Genomic DNA, 16,256 nt, shown 5'->3' on the forward strand with positions numbered 1-16,256 from the left:
CCTCCTATTGCTGCTTTAGGTCGTTTTTAATGTTCGAAAGTACACCATTTACAAATTTCGGTGCTTTATCATCGCCGAATAATTTGGCAAGTTCAATCGCTTCATTCATTGAGACACTAACTGGGATGTCTTCTTGATACACCATCTCGTACACAGACAGCCTTAAAATGGCTCTGTCTACGTTTGCAATACGATCGAGTTTCCAATTCACTAGATGCTGTGAGATCATGTCATCAAGCTTGTCCTTTTGTTCAAGCACACCGAAAACCAGTTCCTCGAAAAAAGGATCTGATTCTTGTTCATCCAGCGCATGTGTAATGGCCTCTTTCGGATCAATATTGCTCACATCAATTTGAAATAATGTTTGTAACGCCTTTTCTCTTGCAGTTCTTCTTTTCATTATTTACTCCTTTAACCACTTTATCCGCTTGTCGTTAAGCCATACAGAGATCATAACATATTTTGACCGTGGTCGCACCAAGATCCATGCGAGCTGTGACGAAAAACGAATCAATCAACACGTGACGTTATCAATATTCGGAAATCACCCAAAAATGGGCTTTAAAAAACCAAAGAGGCAATGCCTCCTTGGTTTCACTTGAACCCTTCTTTACATTTCTTGATCTACTTCAGCCTCAGGTGCTTTTGTATCAAATTGAATGCCAACGACATGAATGTTAATTTCATTAATCGTTAAGGCAGTCATGTTTAAAAGGGTTTGACGGATATTTTCTTGTACAGCAGTGGATACCTTTGGAATGGATAGGCCAAATTCAACCACACAATACACATCGATTGTGATGCCTTCATCAGAGACATCTACTTTTACACCTTTACGGTGATTTTTCTTACCAAAGCGTTCTGCTACATCAGCAGCGAAATTGCCGCGCATTTCGGCAATGCCTTCGACTTCTGAAGCGGCGATCCCAGCAATGACTTCAATCACTTCTGGTGCAATTTGCACTTTTCCCAATTGATCTTCATCAAGGTTCATTTCAAGCAAATTGTTTTCTGACACGATCATTCACCTCCGAAAGCTGTGATTATTTCATGATTTGGTATGTTTCTAAAAACTTCGTATTAAAATTACCACTCACAAATGTTTCATGCTCGAGCAATCTAAGGTGGAATGGAATCGTTGTGTAGACTCCTTCAATGACGAATTCTTGAAGCGCACGTTTCATTTTCGCAATCGCTTCTTCTCTCGTCTTACCATATGTGATCACTTTTGCAATCATGCTGTCATAATATGGCGGAATCACATAGCCCGGATAAGCGGCAGAATCAACACGTACTCCTAAACCGCCTGGCGGAAGATACATTTTAATTTCACCAGCTGAAGGCATGAAGTTTTTCTCTGGGTTCTCTGCATTGATACGGCATTCGATCGCCCAGCCTTCATATACGACATCCTCTTGTGTAAGAGAAAGCTTCTCACCTGATGCAACCTTGATCTGTTCTTTGATCAAGTCTACACCTGTGACCATTTCTGTCACAGGATGCTCTACTTGAATACGAGTATTCATTTCCATGAAGTAGAACTTCTCTTCATTATAATCATAAATGAATTCAACTGTTCCAGCACCTGTATATTCAACAGCTTCTGCTGCTTTTACGGCTGCTTCACCCATTTGCTCACGGATGTCTGCATTCAGTGCTGGTGATGGTGTTTCTTCAAGAAGCTTTTGCATTCTTCTTTGGATCGAGCAGTCACGCTCTCCTAAATGAATCGTATTGCCATGCTGATCTGCAAGCACTTGGATTTCCACATGTCTAAAGTCTTCAATGAACTTTTCTAAATAGACACCAGGGTTCCCAAAGTTTTGCGCCGCTTCCTGCTGCGTGATGGTGACTCCGTTAATAAGCTCTTCTTCTGTACGAGCCACACGGATTCCTTTACCGCCTCCGCCTGCAGTTGCTTTAATAATGACAGGATACCCAATACTAGCTGCTGTTGAAACAGCATCATCAAGATCTTTTACAATTCCTTGAGAACCAGGAACGATCGGGACGCCTGCACTCTTCATTGTTTCTCGCGCGACATCTTTCGTTCCCATTTTGGAAATCGCTGACGCGGTTGGTCCAACAAAGATTACATTACATTCCTCGCAAAGCTCTGCAAAGTCTGCATTTTCTGCTAGAAAGCCGTATCCTGGATGGATGGCATCTGTTCCTGTTAATTTTGCTACGCTGACGATATTCGTGACATTTAAATAACTATCTTTAGAAGCCGTTGGTCCGATGCAATATGCTTCATCAGCCATTTGTACATGCAGCGCATCGCGATCCGCTTCAGAAAATACCGCAACAGTTTCAATTCCAAGCTCTTTACAAGCGCGGATAATTCTAACTGCGATTTCTCCTCTGTTTGCAATTAATAGCTTTTTAATCATGATCGTACTCCTTACTCTGCTTTCACTAGAAAGAGGGGTTGTCCGAATTCTACAAGCTGACCGTTTTCAGCTAATACTTCGACGATTTCACCTTTTACTTCTGCTTCGATTTCATTAAACAGTTTCATCGCTTCAACGATACATACAACTGAATTTTCCTTCACCTTAGAACCTGTTGTCACGTATGGATCTGCTTCTGGTGAAGAGGAAGCATAAAATGTGCCAACCATTGGGGATGTGATTTTATGCAGATTTTCAGACGCAGTTGCCTCTTGTGCAGGGGCTTCAGTCTGAGCTGGAGCTTGTGCTGTAGGAGCTTGTTGAGCTGGAGCTGCTTGGACAGGAGCCACTGGTGCTTGTGCCGCAACTTGCTGAACGACTTCTTTATTTTTCTTCAGTTTGATTTTCGCACCTTCGTTTTCGTACGTAAATTCGTCGATTGTAGAGTCGTCAATTAATTTAATCAGTTCATGAATTTCTTCAATTTTTAACATGGATTTGCACCCCTATGTATGGATTTATCTTTTAATTATAGGCTAGTACTAAAAGTACGTACTATACACATCTTACAGGAGGATTTCAATGAATTCAACTACTATTGTGGCGAAGCGTCTCGCGAAAGCACCTTGGAAGGGGCGTCAAGCCGCATCAAAAAACGCCCTTTTCGGCAAAGGGCGCCAGTTCATTTTTTATTGATTAGTGGGCTCAAAAGTGACAGCTACGTTATCAAGACCTCTCATTTCTTTTGTGACCATATCAATAATATCGGCCGCTTGAGACTTTGATTTTTTATCAGAACGAACCGTGATGCTCACTTTATCTCCTTCAGCACTTACGAGCGCATCTTTATAGCCTTTTGTTTTGATCAAGGTCTCGAGCTGACGCTCAGTTCCTTCTGCTTCACTAAGCGCTGTCATTTGATCATATGCTTCACTTTTTTCTTGTGCCGTTGCATCGTCACTGGAGACGATTTCGTTGTATTCTTCGCGCTGCTTGCTTCGTTTATCTTCAAGCTCTAGTCTGTATGTTGTAAAAAGCTCATCGTCTGTCTGCTCTGACACAGCCTTTCCTTCTTCACCGCTTGTTTCGATACCCTCTTGTTTGCCGTTTGTTTCTTTGTCAGTGGATTTCTTATCAGCGCCTTTTTCCATTCCTTTGTCCGTTCCTTTTTCTGTTTCAACCTTTTTCTCTTCAGTCCCTTTTGATTTTGTATCTTCTACTGTCACTGCATTTTCACCCTGTGGAGACATGATATAGTACACACTTAATACGACAACTAAACTTAGCATCGTTAATAGCCAAACCGTTTGTTTTTTTAACATCATTCCGAATCCTCCTTGATTTTTTTAGGGGCAACAGCCACTCTATGGCTCGGTACATCAAGCACTCGTGTAACCGCTTCAATGATGGTTTTCTTTATTTGAACGTTGTCTACTCCTTGAGCAACAACGAGGACACCTCGAATTTCTGGCTTTTTCGTTTGAACAACGACTGGTGTTTCTTCATTCCCATTTTTGATGATGACGACTTCTTCTTCTTTTGTTTGATCGGTGACACTTCGTACACCGCCTTCTTTATCTGTTTCCTCGGTCGTTGTACTTTTATTAGATTTGTTTTTTTCAAACACTTTTAAAGACGTTGCATCTACATTGACCACAATGGATACATCCTCAACGCCGATGATGGTCTCTAAAATTTCTTTCAGCTGGTTTTCGTATTCTTGCTCCACGTCCTCAATTGAATTCTTTGGTTTACCTGAGGATGCCGGTTTGAATACTTCCTGCTCTTCTGAGGATGTTTTTTTAGCAGCAGGAACCGCAGCTTGTTGTTTGCTTGATGGCGGTGACAAGATCTGACTGACTAACATGAAAGATACGCCGATAATGAATACAAGCAGCAAGTAATGGTGCTTCGTTAATTTGGGTTTCCCTTCACCTTTTTCAGGCGGCTGGAAGAATGATTTCAGCTTTTGTTTCCAGTCCTTGTTATTCATGATCTGCTGCGTCACCTCCCTCAATGTTCAGCGCGATGTGCTTAGGACTCGTATTCCAAACATCAGCCAGCGTCTCTTTCACCCTCGTGATCTCTTTGCTAGAAGATTCAGCGCTTTCCTCCTTTTGCCTGGAGAGATCAATGTCCACCTTTGCCACCGTTTCTACAGCATCACCTGTGAGCGGGGAAAGAACTGCTTTGATGCGAAATTGATCCGCCTCCATATTCTGATCCAGATGCTCCTCATCAGCCAGCACTTCTACGTGTTTCATTTCATAGCTCTCCTTCTCCAGTGGCTCCTTTGCGCTTTTTTCTAGTTGGACAGCCATTTGCTTTAAAATATATGCACGCTGAGAGGCTTGTATTTCTTTTTTTTCTAAATTCATCTGATTTTTTATTTCTTCTGACTGCGCTTCTTCCTTCCCTTTCATCAATTCTGAAAAAATTTGGTCAGGATCTGCTCGAAATAAAGCAAAAATCGGATTGAGCATTACGACGATGAGCAGCAGACTGACGACCATTTTTGCATACTTTTGCATGCTCGAATTGGGAAGCAGAAGATCAATGACAATCGCAAATAAGATAAAGAGAATAATACTTGTGATCCATTCCGTGAGAAAGCTCAAAAGGTGTCCCCTCCTTACTTCATCATCATGGTCAGGTTACCCGCAGTGATGATGACGGTAATGCTTAAAAAGAACATGAGCGACACAACTGCAAGTGCGGCAAATATATACAGCACACTTTTTGAAATGACATCAAGACAGCTGATGATGGGTCCGCCCCCTAACGGCTGAAGGATCGCGGCAGCAAGCTTATATATAAGGGCTAACGAAAGTACTTTAATCGCCGGGAAGGCGGCAATTGAAATCAAAATGGCGACCCCAACTAGTCCAACTGTATTTTTAAGTAAAACAGAGGCGCTGATCACGGTATCCGTCGCATCTGTAAACATTCTGCCTAGGACAGGGATGAAGTTTCCGGTAATGAATTTGGCTGTACGAAGAGCGATTCCATCAGTAACCGCCGCAGATGCCCCCTGAACGGAAATGACGCCGAGAAAAACGGTCAAAAAAACGGCAAGCCCGCCAATTGCCACATTTCTTAATAGCTGCGCAAGCTGGGTGACCTTGTATTGTTCGGTCAGCGTACTGACAATGCTCAATATCGCTGATAAAAAGATGAGCGGAAGAACGACATATTGAATGAAAACACCGCTCGTGTTCATTAAAAATAAAATAACAGGATGAAAGAATCCGGCTGAGACAAGCCCGCCTGATGAAGCAATAAGCGCTAGTAAAAGAGGAATAAGAGCAAGAATAAAACTGGTCATCGTTTGAATGGCTTCTGTGGCATAGGAAATCGCCACATGAAAGCTGTTGAGTGCAATAATAATCAGTACCATATAAACAAGAGCATATGCGACTTTGCTGACAGTGCTTTGTTCAAAAGCATTTTGCAAAAGCTGCAAAAGCGAACAAAAGATGGTGAGTAAAATGAGAGTACCTAGGAGCTTTCCGTTTGCAATGACCTCGTGAAATAGATAATGTACAAAGGCTTTCAGCCATGTTTGGGGAGACAGCTCTTTATCGCCGTCAATCATTTCCTTCACTGTGCCCTTTTGGCTTTCTGGCAAAAAGCCGCCATACTCGTCCAAAATGGTTTCCCAAAAGTCACTGATGGAATGAAGCTCAAGTGCATCAGCCTGTCCATTCGCCACTTCCTCTGCTGCTGGCTGTTCATTAGATAAAGGTTCTTTTTCTTCTGCACCTGCATGCGGAGCAAACAGCCAAAAGAAAAGCATTAATCCCATTACAGCGGTCACCCGTTTCATTGTCATCACCTCTTTTCATTTACGTCATGGACGGGATCATCCCTAAGATCGTCTCAATGATGACTGTTAAAATCGGTACTGCCATGACCAAGATGAGAATCTTACCGCCTAGCTCTATTTTTGATGCAATGGCGCCTTGCCCAGCATCTTTCGTCAGCTGAGCGCCAAATTCCGCAATATAGGCAATGCCGATGATCTTCAATATGGTTTCAACATACTTCATATTGACGCCGGCACTTGCTGCAATTTTTTCAATCATTGAGATAATGGCATAGATTTGATCAATTAAATAAAGGAAAATCACACATCCAGTAAAAACGACAAGCATAAAGGCGAAGGTTGGCTTCTGTTCTTTGACGATTAATGCTAAAAAAGTAGCGATTAAACCAAGTCCAACAATTTGTATGATTTCGATTTGTAAGCCCTCCCCTATCCTTGAAATAGAAATACGGCTTTAATCTTTTTAAACAAATCGTCTACAATGGTTGCCACCATAAACAAAATGTAGATAAACCCAAGCAGCGTCACCCACTGAGCGTACTCTTTCTTCCCCATTTGGTCTAAAATCGTATGGAGAAAGGCCACGACGATGCCTACTCCGGCAATTTGAAAAATGACGTTTACATCAACGCCCATGCTCTCGACTCCCTTCCTCTCACATCAATAAAAGAATCAGTAACAATCCGCTTAAAAATCCAAGGCTTCTGACCATTTTTTCATTTTTCGCTTGGGCGATTTCTGCTTCTTTCTCCTCTGATTCCAAATGGCCTAAAGCAAGCTTGATGTACTTTTGCTGAGAAGTGACATCATGCTGGCCAAGAGTTTCCCCAAAGTGCTTCAGCGCCTCATATTCGCCTTTTTTCAATACAGTCTTTTTCCAAACATCTTCAAGACTTTCGTTCCATGCATGACGTGCAGAAAAAGTCCCCACTTTCAGCTTCTCTGAAAATTGTTCAAACAGCTGATTCACAGGAGGACCTACCTGCGCTGCAATTTGCTCTGCAGCCCGCGTTAAAGGGGTTTGGCCATACATAATTTCAGCTTCAAGAGACTGGAGAGCAAAGCGCAGCTGCCGAATTTGTTTAGGTCTGTCGCTGTATCGTTTGGCAAACTCGAATCCTCCCCAAGTCGTGGCCGCGACAATGAAAATAGCGCCAATGAGCTTTAACATACGTCCACTCCCCGCCTCCATTTCATCTCTTGGCCGTCCCCGCCGTACATCCGCCCGATCGTACCTGGTCCATTGTTTCGATTTAATTCAACATATCGTTCAAACACACGAAGCTCCCATAACGGCTTAAATGAAGGACGTTTATATACATCTTCAAGTGAATAGCCATGAGCTGAGACGATGATGTTGACTCCGGCATGAATCGCTTCTAAAAGTGCCTCGACATCCTCGCTTTTTCCGATTTCATCGACAATCATGACCTCTGGGCTCATTGACCGAATCATCATCATCAATCCTTCAGCCTTTGGACACGCATCGAGTACATCAACCCGGTGGCCAAAATGGTGCTGCGGCACCCCTCTTATACAACCGGCAATTTCAGAACGCTCATCAATAATGCCTGTTTTTCTAGGAGGAATTGTCTTTGTGCCTGTACTAGCAAGACGTGCTATATCCCGGAGCAATGTGGTTTTCCCCGTTTGCGGGGGACCGATGATGAGTGTATTGTGCCAGTGTTCTTCATATAAATAAGGAAGAAAGGGAAGCGCAATCCCGATTTTTTCTTTTGCAATGCGGATATTAAATGAAGAGATATCTCTTAGCCCTTTGACAAATCCGTTTTCAACGATCACTTTTCCTGCAAGTCCTACCCGGTGTCCGCCAGATATGGTGATATAGCCCTGTTTTAGCTCTTCCTCAAGTGTGTACATGCTGTAATTGCTCAGCCTGCCTAATAGCTGAGACGCATCTTCCCAGGTTGTGTGATAAGAAAGAAAACGTGCTTTTCCTCCTTGCATCAGTTCAATAGGACGTTCCGTGCGAATGCGGATTTCTTCTATTTGCGCCCATTCTGCCTCTTTCAGCAGTCTGAGTTCTTGTCCAATCGAGTGCGGGAGAATATCCAACAAACTCCGCAACGAATTCCCCTCCTTTTTTTCTTCTCTAAAATGTATGATGTGAGCCGTTAATTATGCCAAGCCGTTTCACTTATAGATCCCAACAAGAATAAACACGACACCAATGAAAATGAACACGAGCTTTGCATAGGATAGCTGCCCTGCAATTTGATAGATTCCAATCGTCATCGTGATAATAAAAATGAGTGGCCCGATGATCGCCAATATACTATTGATGACCACCGCTTTCCGTACATCATTTGTGATTAAAATGAGGATGGCTGCCGTCAGTTCAATGGCAGCGGATAAGAACCTCATGCCTGCCATTGCAGCGACCGACGGGTGTATGCCTGGGAGAAATTGTTTCATATAGAACCTCCAGCTTTTTTTACACTATATGCTTGACCATTTGGAAGTAGTCTTGTTTTTCAGGAAGGAAGAGAGATGAATGAGAGAATTGAGAGAAGGCCAGTCTTGAGGAGTCATTTTTCAATAAAAAAAGACTGTAAACACGAGGTTTACAGTCTCAGCGTGTAGACAAACCCTCGCATTCGGTGTCAGGTCTGCGCGCTGGTGCTCACGAATAACAAATTCGCTCCGCGCCAGTGCTCACCCTTCCTAGACTGCAAAGGTTTTCTATCACACTGAAAAGAAGACAAAGGCTGTAAACACGAGGTTTACAGCCTTTTTTCGTTCATTACGCTCTTGAAACGTATGAGCCGTCTGATGTATTAATCACTAGTTTATCTCCTTGGTTCACAAAGAAAGGAACGTTGACGATTAAACCAGTTTCAGTTTTTGCCGGTTTTGAACCGCCTGATGTTGTGTCACCTTTAATACCAGGCTCTGTTTCTACTACTTCTAGTTCTACTGTGTTTGGAAGTTCTACTCCAAGTGTTTCAGCACCGTACATCACGATTTGAACAGACATATTTTCAAGCAAATATTTCAGCTCATCTTTAATTTGTGCTTCACTTAGTTCAAGCTGCTCATAAGAACTTGTATCCATGAAGACATGCTGATCGCCATTAGCATACAAGTATTGCATTGTTTTTGTTTCGATTTGTGCTTTCGCTACTTTTTCGCCTGCACGGAATGTTTTTTCTTGAATGGCACCAGTACGCAGGTTACGCAGTTTCGAACGAACAAACGCTGCGCCTTTCCCTGGTTTTACGTGCTGGAAATCCACTACTCGCCAAATACCGCCGTCCACTTCAATTGTCAGGCCAGTACGAAAATCGTTTACTGAAATCATTTTGTCATCCTCCTACATTTCACCATCATAATATGATAAGTTCTTTCGGTGAGTGGGTCAATCGTTTATTGCCGTCAGCTGTCAGGACAATATCATCCTCAATTCTCACGCCGCCGACATCTGGCAAGTAAATCCCCGGCTCAACTGTGACGACCATTCCCTCTTCTAAAACGACCTCTGATCGTGAGGAAAGGCCTGGCGCTTCATGTACTTCCATACCTAGCCCGTGCCCGGTTGAATGCCCGAAGTATTGACCATAGCCGTACTTTTCAATGATGTCTCGTGTGATGCGATCAGCTTCTTTTCCTGTTAAGCCTGGCTTGATTCTATCCACACCAGCGTTTTCTGCTTCTAATACGATATGATAAATTTCCTTTAGCTTGTCGCTTGGTGTTCCGACAGCAATCGTTCTTGTCATATCAGAACAATAGCCTTTATAGTAAGCACCGAAATCGAGTGTCACTAAATCACCAGATTCAATTACCTTTTCACTCGCTCTTCCGTGCGGCAGGCTTGAACGAACACCAGAAGCAACAATCATATCGAATGAAGATCCTTCAGCACCTTCTTTTCTCATGAAAAATTCAAGCTCGTTCATGACAGCAATTTCCGTCAGGCCCGGCTTGATGTAAGTGAGAATATGATCAAAGGCGTGATCTGCAATCTTCGCAGCTTCCTCTAATATCTTAATCTCTTCACTAGACTTAATCAAGCGCAACTTTTCAACTGATTCAGAGACTGGAACAAGCTCTATCTCACCTGCTTTGGCTGCGTACTGCTGATACGTGGCAAATGTCATATGGTTTTGTTCAAACCCAAGGCGTTTTACTCCAAATTCCTTCGCCGTTTGGGCAGCCGTTTCCACAATGTTTCCTTTATGTTCAATGATGTCATAACCTTTGACTTGATCCTTCGCTTGCTCTGTATAGCGGAAGTCCGTGATAAAAGCTGCCCGGTCCTTTGAAACAACTGCAAGGCCGGCAGATCCGGTAAAGCTGGTCATGTACTGTAAATTAAAGCTGCTCGTAATGACAAGACCATCGATCTCTAATTCACTTAAAAGTGTTCTTAGTTTTTCAAGTTTCATGATACTGCTCCCCCTTCACTGACTAAATAACGAATCGCCAATTTATACCCTTCTAAGCCAAGTCCAACGATTTGCCCTTGGCATACTGGAGCAAGTACAGAATGATGGCGGAATTCCTCTCTCTTATGAACATTTGAGATATGTACTTCAATGACAGATAAAGAAATACTTGCAATGGCATCTCTCAGCGCATAGCTGTAGTGGGTAAATGCACCCGGGTTAAACACGACTCCATCGTACTGATCTTCTGCTTCGTGGAGCGCATCAATCAAATCCCCTTCGTGATTCGATTGAAAGAACGTTAATTGAATGTTTGCTCGTTCTGCAAACTGGAACAAATCTGTCTCTAAATCTGTCAGCGTCTTACTTCCATAAACAGCAGGCTCTCTTTTGCCAAGCCTATTTAAATTGGGTCCATTCAGTACAAGAAAATGAGGCATATGACCACTCCTTCACCCTAATTCAATCTATATTGAGATCTGTTTCTTTTTCCTTAGAAACCTTTCGTTTCCAAAAATATTTTATCATATGAATAGGTGATTTACACTTTATTCTGTCTTTTTCCCGAGTGCCCTCGCAAGCTTTTGACTCGTCAATTCATTATATTCAAACGAAATGCTGTACCCGACAAACATGCCATATAAAATATATAGGCAAAATGTCGTTACAATGGTGCTTTGCTGCAAGTCATGTACTTGCTTTACATCTGGGAAAATGGGATTAAATACGTAAAAAACGAGCAGCCATAAAAGCCCGCCATAAACCAGACCCATCCAAAAGCCTTTGATCCTTTTTAAAAGCCCATAATAAATAAAGGCGGCTCCAATCGATAAAATTCCTAACAGCATAATACTTATAAAAGTACCAAGTCCTCCCTTTTTCCACTCTCCGAGCACAAATGGCTGAAGCAGCATGTTAGGACTCACCTCTGAAAAATGGAACACATAGGTCAGAAACCCGATAAAGCCCCAAAAAACACCGCCTACAAAGCCTGTAGCAGCTGCTCTTGCCACAAGTGATGTCGTTTGCACGGACTGATTTTTTTCTTCTTGGTTTTTCTTTTCATCACGTTTCATTTGTGAACACCTCCAGCAAGTAGTATGTCCAAAATGTCATGAAAAAAAAGGATTTCCATGCGTGAGTGTAAAATTTTTAAAACAGGGTATACTGGCTAAAAAGAGGTAGATAGAATTCTAGTAGATAATCGACCTGGGCGCTAGTGATTTCCCCTCATTTCCTGTACAATAAAGGTATAAGGAAATGCATGTAAATTACAGGAAACAGGCAGGTTGATGAAATATGTCCAATCAAACAAAACCTCCAGCTTATGGAGGGCAGGCAGTTGTCGAAGGTGTCATGTTCGGAGGTAAGAAGAACTATGTGACAGCGATTCGGCGAAAGGACCAGTCCATTGAGTTTTTGAAGCTTCCCCGGACCTCCAATAAACGAACCGCCTTTCTCAAGAAAATCCCCTTTGTCAGGGGTGTTGCTGCACTTGTTGAAGCAAGCGCAAACGGCAGTAAGCACTTAAACTTCTCCAGTGAGCGATATGACTTAGATCCTTCTGAAGATCATACTCTTGAAAAAGAACAAAAAGGCTCGAAATTATCCATGATTTTCGGCATTGCTGTGATCGGAGTTCTCTCTCTTCTCTTTAGTAAATTTGTCTTTACCCTGGTACCTGTCTTTTTAGCAGAGCTTGTGCGTCCCATCTTTTCAGGGAATTTCGCACAAATCGCAGTGGAAACATTCTTTAAATTGGTCCTTTTATTAGGCTATATTTACTTTATTTCCATGACCCCTTTAATTAAAAGAGTATTTCAATATCATGGGGCAGAACATAAAGTCATAAACTGCTATGAACAGAACCTTGACATCACAGTGGAAAATGTCCAAAAGCAATCCCGTCTGCATTATCGATGCGGCAGCAGCTTTATTTTATTCACTGTCATTGTTGGAATGTTCGTCTATTTACTCGTACCGACAGATCCTTTATGGGTGAGAGTTCTGAACCGCTTGGCGCTCATTCCGGTTGTTCTGGGCATTTCATTTGAAGTGCTTCAGCTCACGAACAAACTCCGAGAAGTGCCTGTACTTAAAGTGCTTGGCTATCCTGGCCTTTGGCTGCAATTGCTTACAACAAAAGAACCTTCTGACGATCAAGTCGAGGTAGCCATTGCAAGTTTTAATGAACTTCTTCGTTTAGAGGAAGCATCTCTAAAACAAGCGTCAGATTCTGCTCATCAAGTGATCTAACTTATAAATCCGGTAAATTCCTTCGGAGGTGGACAGTTATGAATCGCCGAGTACATCCTGCTTTTACCATTATTTTCGCTTTAGGTGTTTTGGGATTTGTGTACTTACTCACAACGAACCCAGGCAGACTTTTTACAATGCTGCTGTCTGTTGTGATCATTGGAGCGGCCCTATTTTTCCTATTTAGATGGCTGATGAATCGAAGAACTGGAACAGAAGGCAATCTTTATCGCAAAGCAGTCAAACAATCAAAACGTCGCTACCAGCAGCCTAAACCAAAAACGAAAAGCCAGATGAAAAATCGGGTCACTCATTTGCGAAGCGTGCCGACTGACCACAAGTCTAAGCCCGTCCTTCTCAAAAAGAAAAGCCAAACACATTTGACTGTGATTGAAGGCAAGAAAAACAAAAAGAAGAATCGCGCCTTATTTTAAAATGTCCAGCTTTTTAAAAATTGCTCGGCCTTCTGTCTACCTAGATCGACGAGCGCCTTTTTCTTTTCTGTCATGAGTTGAAAATCAGTGGCAATGACGTGTTCTACAGGAATAAAAATAATATGACGTTCGTGTTTTGTGGCGATATGTCTTTCGTCATGAGCACCACGCATCGTTTCAAAAAGAGCGCCAAACAGTTCAAACGCATTGCGGATGGAGTGTTGTGGGCGTTCTTTTTCGTTTGGCGTTAATGTGACACCGACGAACGGTCTTTTTTTCTCTTCAGCAAACAGCCAAATTGGAAAATTGCTAAGCACTCCTCCATCTACAATGGTACAAATGCCTTTTGAAGACTTCAGTTTGACAGGTTCGAAAAAATAAGGCAGGCTGCAGCTCATTCGAATGGCCCTCGCCACGGAAAACCGCTCTGGATTCAAGCCATATGAAGGAAGGTCGTCTGGCAGTACGAGGATTTTTCCATTCGTTAAATCGGACGCAACAATTTTCAGCGAATCTTTTTTGAGGTCTCCAAACACGGTGACCCCTTTTCGTTTTAGCACATCAGTCAGCCATTTTTCCAGCCGGTCTCCTTTATAAAGACCAAGACGCCAGTAAATGGATACCCACCTAAGCATTTTGAACGGGATGAATTGACATCTTCTATCAAGCAATTGATGCTCATCCATTTCATCTAAAAGCTCCCGAATTTCCTGGCTTGTAAAACCTGCTGCGATGAGTGAAGCAATGATTGCTCCAGCACTTGTACCAGCAAGACGGACAAATTGAAATCCTCTCGCTTCAAGCGCTTCATAGGCACCAGCAAGCGCTGCCCCCTTAATGCCTCCACCTGAGAACACACCATCTATCTTCATCAAGGAGCCCCCTTTGATTTCACGCTAATAATAGTGTAGGAGCATTTGCTTTCAATTAGAACTTTAATCAAAAAGGACACCCATGCTAAGGGTGTCCTTTTTGATTAAGATTCTTGATTTGTTTGTTCGTTTTTCTTTTGAATCGCTTTCAGCTGAACAGATCGCTCATCGTTTTCTTCAAAAAATTGAACGAGATCGCCGATGCGGTCAATGCTATTCCAGCTGAGATGATGTTCAATGCCTTCTACATCATCATAAATTTTCTCTTCATCTACACCAATGATTCTTAAAAATTGCTCCAGCAGTTCATGTCTGTATACGAGACGTTTTCCAATTTTTTTGCCTTTCGGGGTTAAAATTAGACCACGATACTTCTCATAAATGAGGTATTCATCTTTATCTAGCTTCTGAACCATTTTTGTTACAGAGGAGGGATGGACAGCGAGTGCTTCTGCAATATCAGAGACTCTGGCATATCCTTTTTCTTCTATCAGCATATAAATTTGTTCAATGTAATCTTCCATACTAGGTGTAGTCATAAAACCCCTCCATAATGCACCTTTACTTAATAATCAACCCAATTCTACACCATCGTTCATTAAAAAACAAGGAGTGTCCATCGTCTTAACGCTTGTAATTCCAATCATCTGAGGCATATTTCGTTTTGGCGAGATGATGGACAAACGCTAATTCTTCATCTGTCAGCTCATAAGGTTCAAGCTCAATATTTAATCCTTTTTCAAATCCTCTTTTAAACGCAACACGCGCATCGTCTATCGTACAAGTTCGGTCTGAGATTTCATTGATGGCAACCGCTTTGTTTTTAAAGCTTCGCTGCATCCGCTCTCTTACCCGGTCGTTAGGATAAAGGAACAAATCGAATAATTTATCCTCATCAAGGTCAATTAAAATAGATCCATGCTGGAGGATGACACCTTTTTGTCTCGTCTGAGCACTGCCCGCTACCTTTCTGCCTTCTACAACAAGCTCGTACCAAGAAGGGGCATCAAAGCATACAGAAGATCTTGGGTTCTTTAAGCTTTCCTTTTCTTTATCTGTACGAGGAATGGCAAAATACGCATCGAGTCCCAGCTCTTTAAAGCCTTCTAAAATGCCTTCTGAAATGACACGGTACGCCTCTGTCACCGTTGCTGGCATTTCTGGATGTTCCTCTGACACAATCACGCTGTAGGTCAGCTCCTGGTCATGTAGTACTCCTCGTCCTCCGGTTGGTCTGCGGACAAATCCAAGACCATAGCGCTTGACAGCTTCTAGGTTGATTTCTTTTTCAACGTTCTGAAAATACCCAACAGATAATGTCGCCGGATCCCATCCATAAAAGCGGATAACAGGCGGAATGAGCTTCTCACTATGCCAATAAAGCAAGGCTTCGTCCATTGCCATGTTAAAGGCAGGGTCTTGGTTTCCTGAATCAATGAAACACCATTTCTCTTTTTGCATATAAAATCCCTTCTCTTTTACGTAGTCAATGTTAGATGATGGTGGTGACCACCGGTTTTCTCTCTTCATCAGTCTATCAAATAGGAACGGAATTGAAAATAATTCTTACCATTTATGATGACAAGTTTCTTATGCTTTACTATAATAGTATTTGTCTAAAACGTACCATCAGACAGGCTACTGTGCTGATGCTCAAGAAGGAGTCGAGTTGTATTGTCAATGTTCAACTATATCGTCCTCTCACTTTGTGGACTTTTTGTTCTTTATTCCATCGGCAGCTACATTTATCAGCAGCGCATTATGAAAACGCTGACGGAAGCAGAATTTATTAAAGGTTACCGCAAAGCCCAGCTCATTGATGTGAGAGAGCCAAATGAGTTTGAAGGCGGACATATTTTAGGGGCAAGAAATATCCCTCTTTCCCAACTAAAGCAGCGCAAAAATGAAATACGTCCTGACAAGCCTGTTTATCTCTATTGTCAAAATAATTTCAGAAGTGGAAAAGCAGCCCAAACTTTACGTAAAAATGGCTGCCGTGAGATTTATAATTTAAAAGGCGGCTTTAAAAAATGGGGCGGCCGCATTAAAACGAAGAACTAACAAAA

General features: G+C 42.3%; 23 protein-coding genes. 3 read left to right on the forward strand and 20 right to left on the reverse strand.

Going from position 1 to position 16,256, the window contains the following annotated elements:
• Nucleotides 1–4 precede the first annotated feature (4 nt).
• The 17 genes from nusB to ACN6NB_RS11060 all read right to left on the reverse strand — a co-directional run bounded on the left by nusB (nt 5) and on the right by ACN6NB_RS11060 (nt 11,704).
• Nucleotides 5–400 carry a transcription antitermination factor NusB gene (nusB, locus tag ACN6NB_RS10980; RefSeq protein ID WP_012010530.1) on the reverse strand — a complete coding sequence of 132 codons (396 nt, stop codon included), beginning with the start codon at nt 398–400 and terminating at the stop codon, nt 5–7.
• A gap of 210 nt (nt 401–610) precedes the next feature.
• The gene (locus ACN6NB_RS10985) at nt 611–1,018 is read right to left on the reverse strand and encodes an Asp23/Gls24 family envelope stress response protein (RefSeq protein ID WP_034280262.1); all 408 of its coding nucleotides are present in this window, start codon (nt 1,016–1,018) and stop codon (nt 611–613) included.
• 25 nt (nt 1,019–1,043) lie between these two features.
• A complete protein-coding gene (accC, locus tag ACN6NB_RS10990; protein WP_039179872.1) occupies nt 1,044–2,393 on the reverse strand; it encodes an acetyl-CoA carboxylase biotin carboxylase subunit in 1,350 nt (449 codons plus the stop codon).
• 11 nt (nt 2,394–2,404) lie between these two features.
• Nucleotides 2,405–2,887, reverse strand: a complete 483-nt coding sequence (accB, locus tag ACN6NB_RS10995; protein ID WP_039179875.1) for an acetyl-CoA carboxylase biotin carboxyl carrier protein — start codon at nt 2,885–2,887, stop codon at nt 2,405–2,407.
• Nucleotides 2,888–3,082: 195 nt separating this feature from the next.
• Nucleotides 3,083–3,715, reverse strand: a complete 633-nt coding sequence (locus tag ACN6NB_RS11000; RefSeq protein ID WP_185847121.1) for a SpoIIIAH-like family protein — start codon at nt 3,713–3,715, stop codon at nt 3,083–3,085.
• Nucleotides 3,715–4,386 (reverse strand): stage III sporulation protein AG, encoded by a 672-nt coding sequence (gene spoIIIAG, locus ACN6NB_RS11005; RefSeq protein WP_039179881.1) that lies wholly within the window; start codon nt 4,384–4,386, stop codon nt 3,715–3,717. Before spoIIIAG ends, ACN6NB_RS11000 begins: the two co-directional genes overlap by 1 nt.
• Nucleotides 4,379–5,011: a stage III sporulation protein AF gene (gene spoIIIAF, locus ACN6NB_RS11010; protein WP_144491420.1), complete on the reverse strand. Its 633-nt coding sequence runs from the start codon at nt 5,009–5,011 to the stop codon at nt 4,379–4,381. The genes spoIIIAG and spoIIIAF overlap by 8 nt, the downstream gene beginning before the upstream one ends.
• A 14-nt stretch (nt 5,012–5,025) precedes the next feature.
• The gene (gene spoIIIAE / locus ACN6NB_RS11015; RefSeq protein WP_041086145.1) at nt 5,026–6,219 is read right to left on the reverse strand and encodes a stage III sporulation protein AE; all 1,194 of its coding nucleotides are present in this window, start codon (nt 6,217–6,219) and stop codon (nt 5,026–5,028) included.
• 19 nt (nt 6,220–6,238) lie between these two features.
• Nucleotides 6,239–6,652 carry a stage III sporulation protein AD gene (gene spoIIIAD / locus ACN6NB_RS11020; protein WP_087978339.1) on the reverse strand — a complete coding sequence of 138 codons (414 nt, stop codon included), beginning with the start codon at nt 6,650–6,652 and terminating at the stop codon, nt 6,239–6,241.
• Nucleotides 6,649–6,855 carry a stage III sporulation protein AC gene (spoIIIAC, locus tag ACN6NB_RS11025; protein ID WP_003153142.1) on the reverse strand — a complete coding sequence of 69 codons (207 nt, stop codon included), beginning with the start codon at nt 6,853–6,855 and terminating at the stop codon, nt 6,649–6,651. Before spoIIIAC ends, spoIIIAD begins: the two co-directional genes overlap by 4 nt.
• Before the next feature lie 19 nt (nt 6,856–6,874).
• Nucleotides 6,875–7,390, reverse strand: a complete 516-nt coding sequence (gene spoIIIAB, locus ACN6NB_RS11030) for a stage III sporulation protein SpoIIIAB (protein WP_144491419.1) — start codon at nt 7,388–7,390, stop codon at nt 6,875–6,877.
• Nucleotides 7,384–8,307 (reverse strand): stage III sporulation protein AA, encoded by a 924-nt coding sequence (spoIIIAA, locus tag ACN6NB_RS11035; protein ID WP_144491418.1) that lies wholly within the window; start codon nt 8,305–8,307, stop codon nt 7,384–7,386. Before spoIIIAA ends, spoIIIAB begins: the two co-directional genes overlap by 7 nt.
• 66 nt (nt 8,308–8,373) lie before the next feature.
• Nucleotides 8,374–8,655, reverse strand: a complete 282-nt coding sequence (locus ACN6NB_RS11040; RefSeq protein ID WP_039179893.1) for a YqhV family protein — start codon at nt 8,653–8,655, stop codon at nt 8,374–8,376.
• A 328-nt stretch (nt 8,656–8,983) separates the two neighbouring features.
• Nucleotides 8,984–9,541, reverse strand: a complete 558-nt coding sequence (gene efp / locus ACN6NB_RS11045) for an elongation factor P (protein ID WP_024422954.1) — start codon at nt 9,539–9,541, stop codon at nt 8,984–8,986.
• Nucleotides 9,542–9,566: 25 nt separating this feature from the next.
• Nucleotides 9,567–10,628 (reverse strand): M24 family metallopeptidase, encoded by a 1,062-nt coding sequence (locus tag ACN6NB_RS11050; protein WP_039179897.1) that lies wholly within the window; start codon nt 10,626–10,628, stop codon nt 9,567–9,569.
• Entirely contained in the window at nt 10,625–11,068 is a 444-nt protein-coding gene (gene aroQ / locus ACN6NB_RS11055; protein WP_034280247.1) for a type II 3-dehydroquinate dehydratase, read from the reverse strand. Before aroQ ends, ACN6NB_RS11050 begins: the two co-directional genes overlap by 4 nt.
• Nucleotides 11,069–11,176: 108 nt before the next feature.
• Nucleotides 11,177–11,704 (reverse strand): YqhR family membrane protein, encoded by a 528-nt coding sequence (locus tag ACN6NB_RS11060; RefSeq protein WP_039179901.1) that lies wholly within the window; start codon nt 11,702–11,704, stop codon nt 11,177–11,179.
• A gap of 223 nt (nt 11,705–11,927) precedes the next feature.
• On the opposite strand from ACN6NB_RS11060, the gene ACN6NB_RS11065 reads away from it, so the two are divergent.
• Together ACN6NB_RS11065 and ACN6NB_RS11070 are read left to right on the forward strand one after the other, a co-directional pair.
• Nucleotides 11,928–12,884: a DUF1385 domain-containing protein gene (locus ACN6NB_RS11065; RefSeq protein WP_039179902.1), complete on the forward strand. Its 957-nt coding sequence runs from the start codon at nt 11,928–11,930 to the stop codon at nt 12,882–12,884.
• A 38-nt stretch (nt 12,885–12,922) separates the two neighbouring features.
• Entirely contained in the window at nt 12,923–13,318 is a 396-nt protein-coding gene (locus ACN6NB_RS11070; protein WP_039179905.1) for an SA1362 family protein, read from the forward strand.
• On the opposite strand, the gene ACN6NB_RS11075 is transcribed toward ACN6NB_RS11070, so the two are convergent.
• From ACN6NB_RS11075 to ACN6NB_RS11085, 3 genes are all read right to left on the reverse strand, one after another.
• Nucleotides 13,315–14,190, reverse strand: a complete 876-nt coding sequence (locus ACN6NB_RS11075) for a patatin-like phospholipase family protein (protein ID WP_047202281.1) — start codon at nt 14,188–14,190, stop codon at nt 13,315–13,317. The genes ACN6NB_RS11070 and ACN6NB_RS11075 overlap by 4 nt on opposite strands.
• Nucleotides 14,191–14,294: 104 nt before the next feature.
• Nucleotides 14,295–14,729 (reverse strand): transcriptional regulator MntR, encoded by a 435-nt coding sequence (mntR, locus tag ACN6NB_RS11080; protein ID WP_003215946.1) that lies wholly within the window; start codon nt 14,727–14,729, stop codon nt 14,295–14,297.
• Between the two features lie 85 nt (nt 14,730–14,814).
• On the reverse strand, nt 14,815–15,651 hold the full coding sequence (locus ACN6NB_RS11085) for a lipoate--protein ligase family protein (protein ID WP_039179911.1): 837 nt from the start codon (nt 15,649–15,651) through the stop codon (nt 14,815–14,817).
• Between the two features lie 219 nt (nt 15,652–15,870).
• Here ACN6NB_RS11085 and ACN6NB_RS11090 point away from each other — a divergent pair, with 219 nt between their 5' ends.
• Nucleotides 15,871–16,251, forward strand: a complete 381-nt coding sequence (locus tag ACN6NB_RS11090) for a rhodanese-like domain-containing protein (protein ID WP_039183198.1) — start codon at nt 15,871–15,873, stop codon at nt 16,249–16,251.
• Nucleotides 16,252–16,256: the final 5 nt, after the last annotated feature.

The sequence above is a fragment of the Bacillus sp. 11B20 genome (genome assembly GCF_056098985.1).

Excerpts from the sequence above, each read along its gene's own strand:
- ACN6NB_RS11065 (WP_039179902.1), top strand. The coding sequence starts at position 11,928 with ATGTCCAATCAAACAAAACCTCCAGCTTATGGAGGGCAGGCAGTTGTC.
- nusB (WP_012010530.1), bottom strand. The coding sequence starts at position 400 with ATGAAAAGAAGAACTGCAAGAGAAAAGGCGTTACAAACATTATTTCAA.
- aroQ (WP_034280247.1), bottom strand. The coding sequence starts at position 11,068 with ATGCCTCATTTTCTTGTACTGAATGGACCCAATTTAAATAGGCTTGGC.
- mntR (WP_003215946.1), bottom strand. The coding sequence starts at position 14,729 with ATGACTACACCTAGTATGGAAGATTACATTGAACAAATTTATATGCTG.
- ACN6NB_RS11070 (WP_039179905.1), top strand. The coding sequence starts at position 12,923 with ATGAATCGCCGAGTACATCCTGCTTTTACCATTATTTTCGCTTTAGGT.
- accB (WP_039179875.1), bottom strand. The coding sequence starts at position 2,887 with ATGTTAAAAATTGAAGAAATTCATGAACTGATTAAATTAATTGACGAC.
- spoIIIAG (WP_039179881.1), bottom strand. The coding sequence starts at position 4,386 with ATGAATAACAAGGACTGGAAACAAAAGCTGAAATCATTCTTCCAGCCG.
- ACN6NB_RS11090 (WP_039183198.1), top strand. The coding sequence starts at position 15,871 with ATGTTCAACTATATCGTCCTCTCACTTTGTGGACTTTTTGTTCTTTAT.
- spoIIIAE (WP_041086145.1), bottom strand. The coding sequence starts at position 6,219 with ATGAAACGGGTGACCGCTGTAATGGGATTAATGCTTTTCTTTTGGCTG.
- ACN6NB_RS11060 (WP_039179901.1), bottom strand. The coding sequence starts at position 11,704 with ATGAAACGTGATGAAAAGAAAAACCAAGAAGAAAAAAATCAGTCCGTG.
- efp (WP_024422954.1), bottom strand. The coding sequence starts at position 9,541 with ATGATTTCAGTAAACGATTTTCGTACTGGCCTGACAATTGAAGTGGAC.
- ACN6NB_RS11040 (WP_039179893.1), bottom strand. The coding sequence starts at position 8,655 with ATGAAACAATTTCTCCCAGGCATACACCCGTCGGTCGCTGCAATGGCA.
- ACN6NB_RS11085 (WP_039179911.1), bottom strand. The coding sequence starts at position 15,651 with ATGCAAAAAGAGAAATGGTGTTTCATTGATTCAGGAAACCAAGACCCT.
- ACN6NB_RS11000 (WP_185847121.1), bottom strand. The coding sequence starts at position 3,715 with ATGTTAAAAAAACAAACGGTTTGGCTATTAACGATGCTAAGTTTAGTT.
- spoIIIAC (WP_003153142.1), bottom strand. The coding sequence starts at position 6,855 with ATGGGCGTTGATGTAAACGTCATTTTTCAAATTGCCGGAGTAGGCATC.
- accC (WP_039179872.1), bottom strand. The coding sequence starts at position 2,393 with ATGATTAAAAAGCTATTAATTGCAAACAGAGGAGAAATCGCAGTTAGA.
- spoIIIAB (WP_144491419.1), bottom strand. The coding sequence starts at position 7,390 with ATGTTAAAGCTCATTGGCGCTATTTTCATTGTCGCGGCCACGACTTGG.
- ACN6NB_RS11050 (WP_039179897.1), bottom strand. The coding sequence starts at position 10,628 with ATGAAACTTGAAAAACTAAGAACACTTTTAAGTGAATTAGAGATCGAT.
- ACN6NB_RS11075 (WP_047202281.1), bottom strand. The coding sequence starts at position 14,190 with ATGAAGATAGATGGTGTGTTCTCAGGTGGAGGCATTAAGGGGGCAGCG.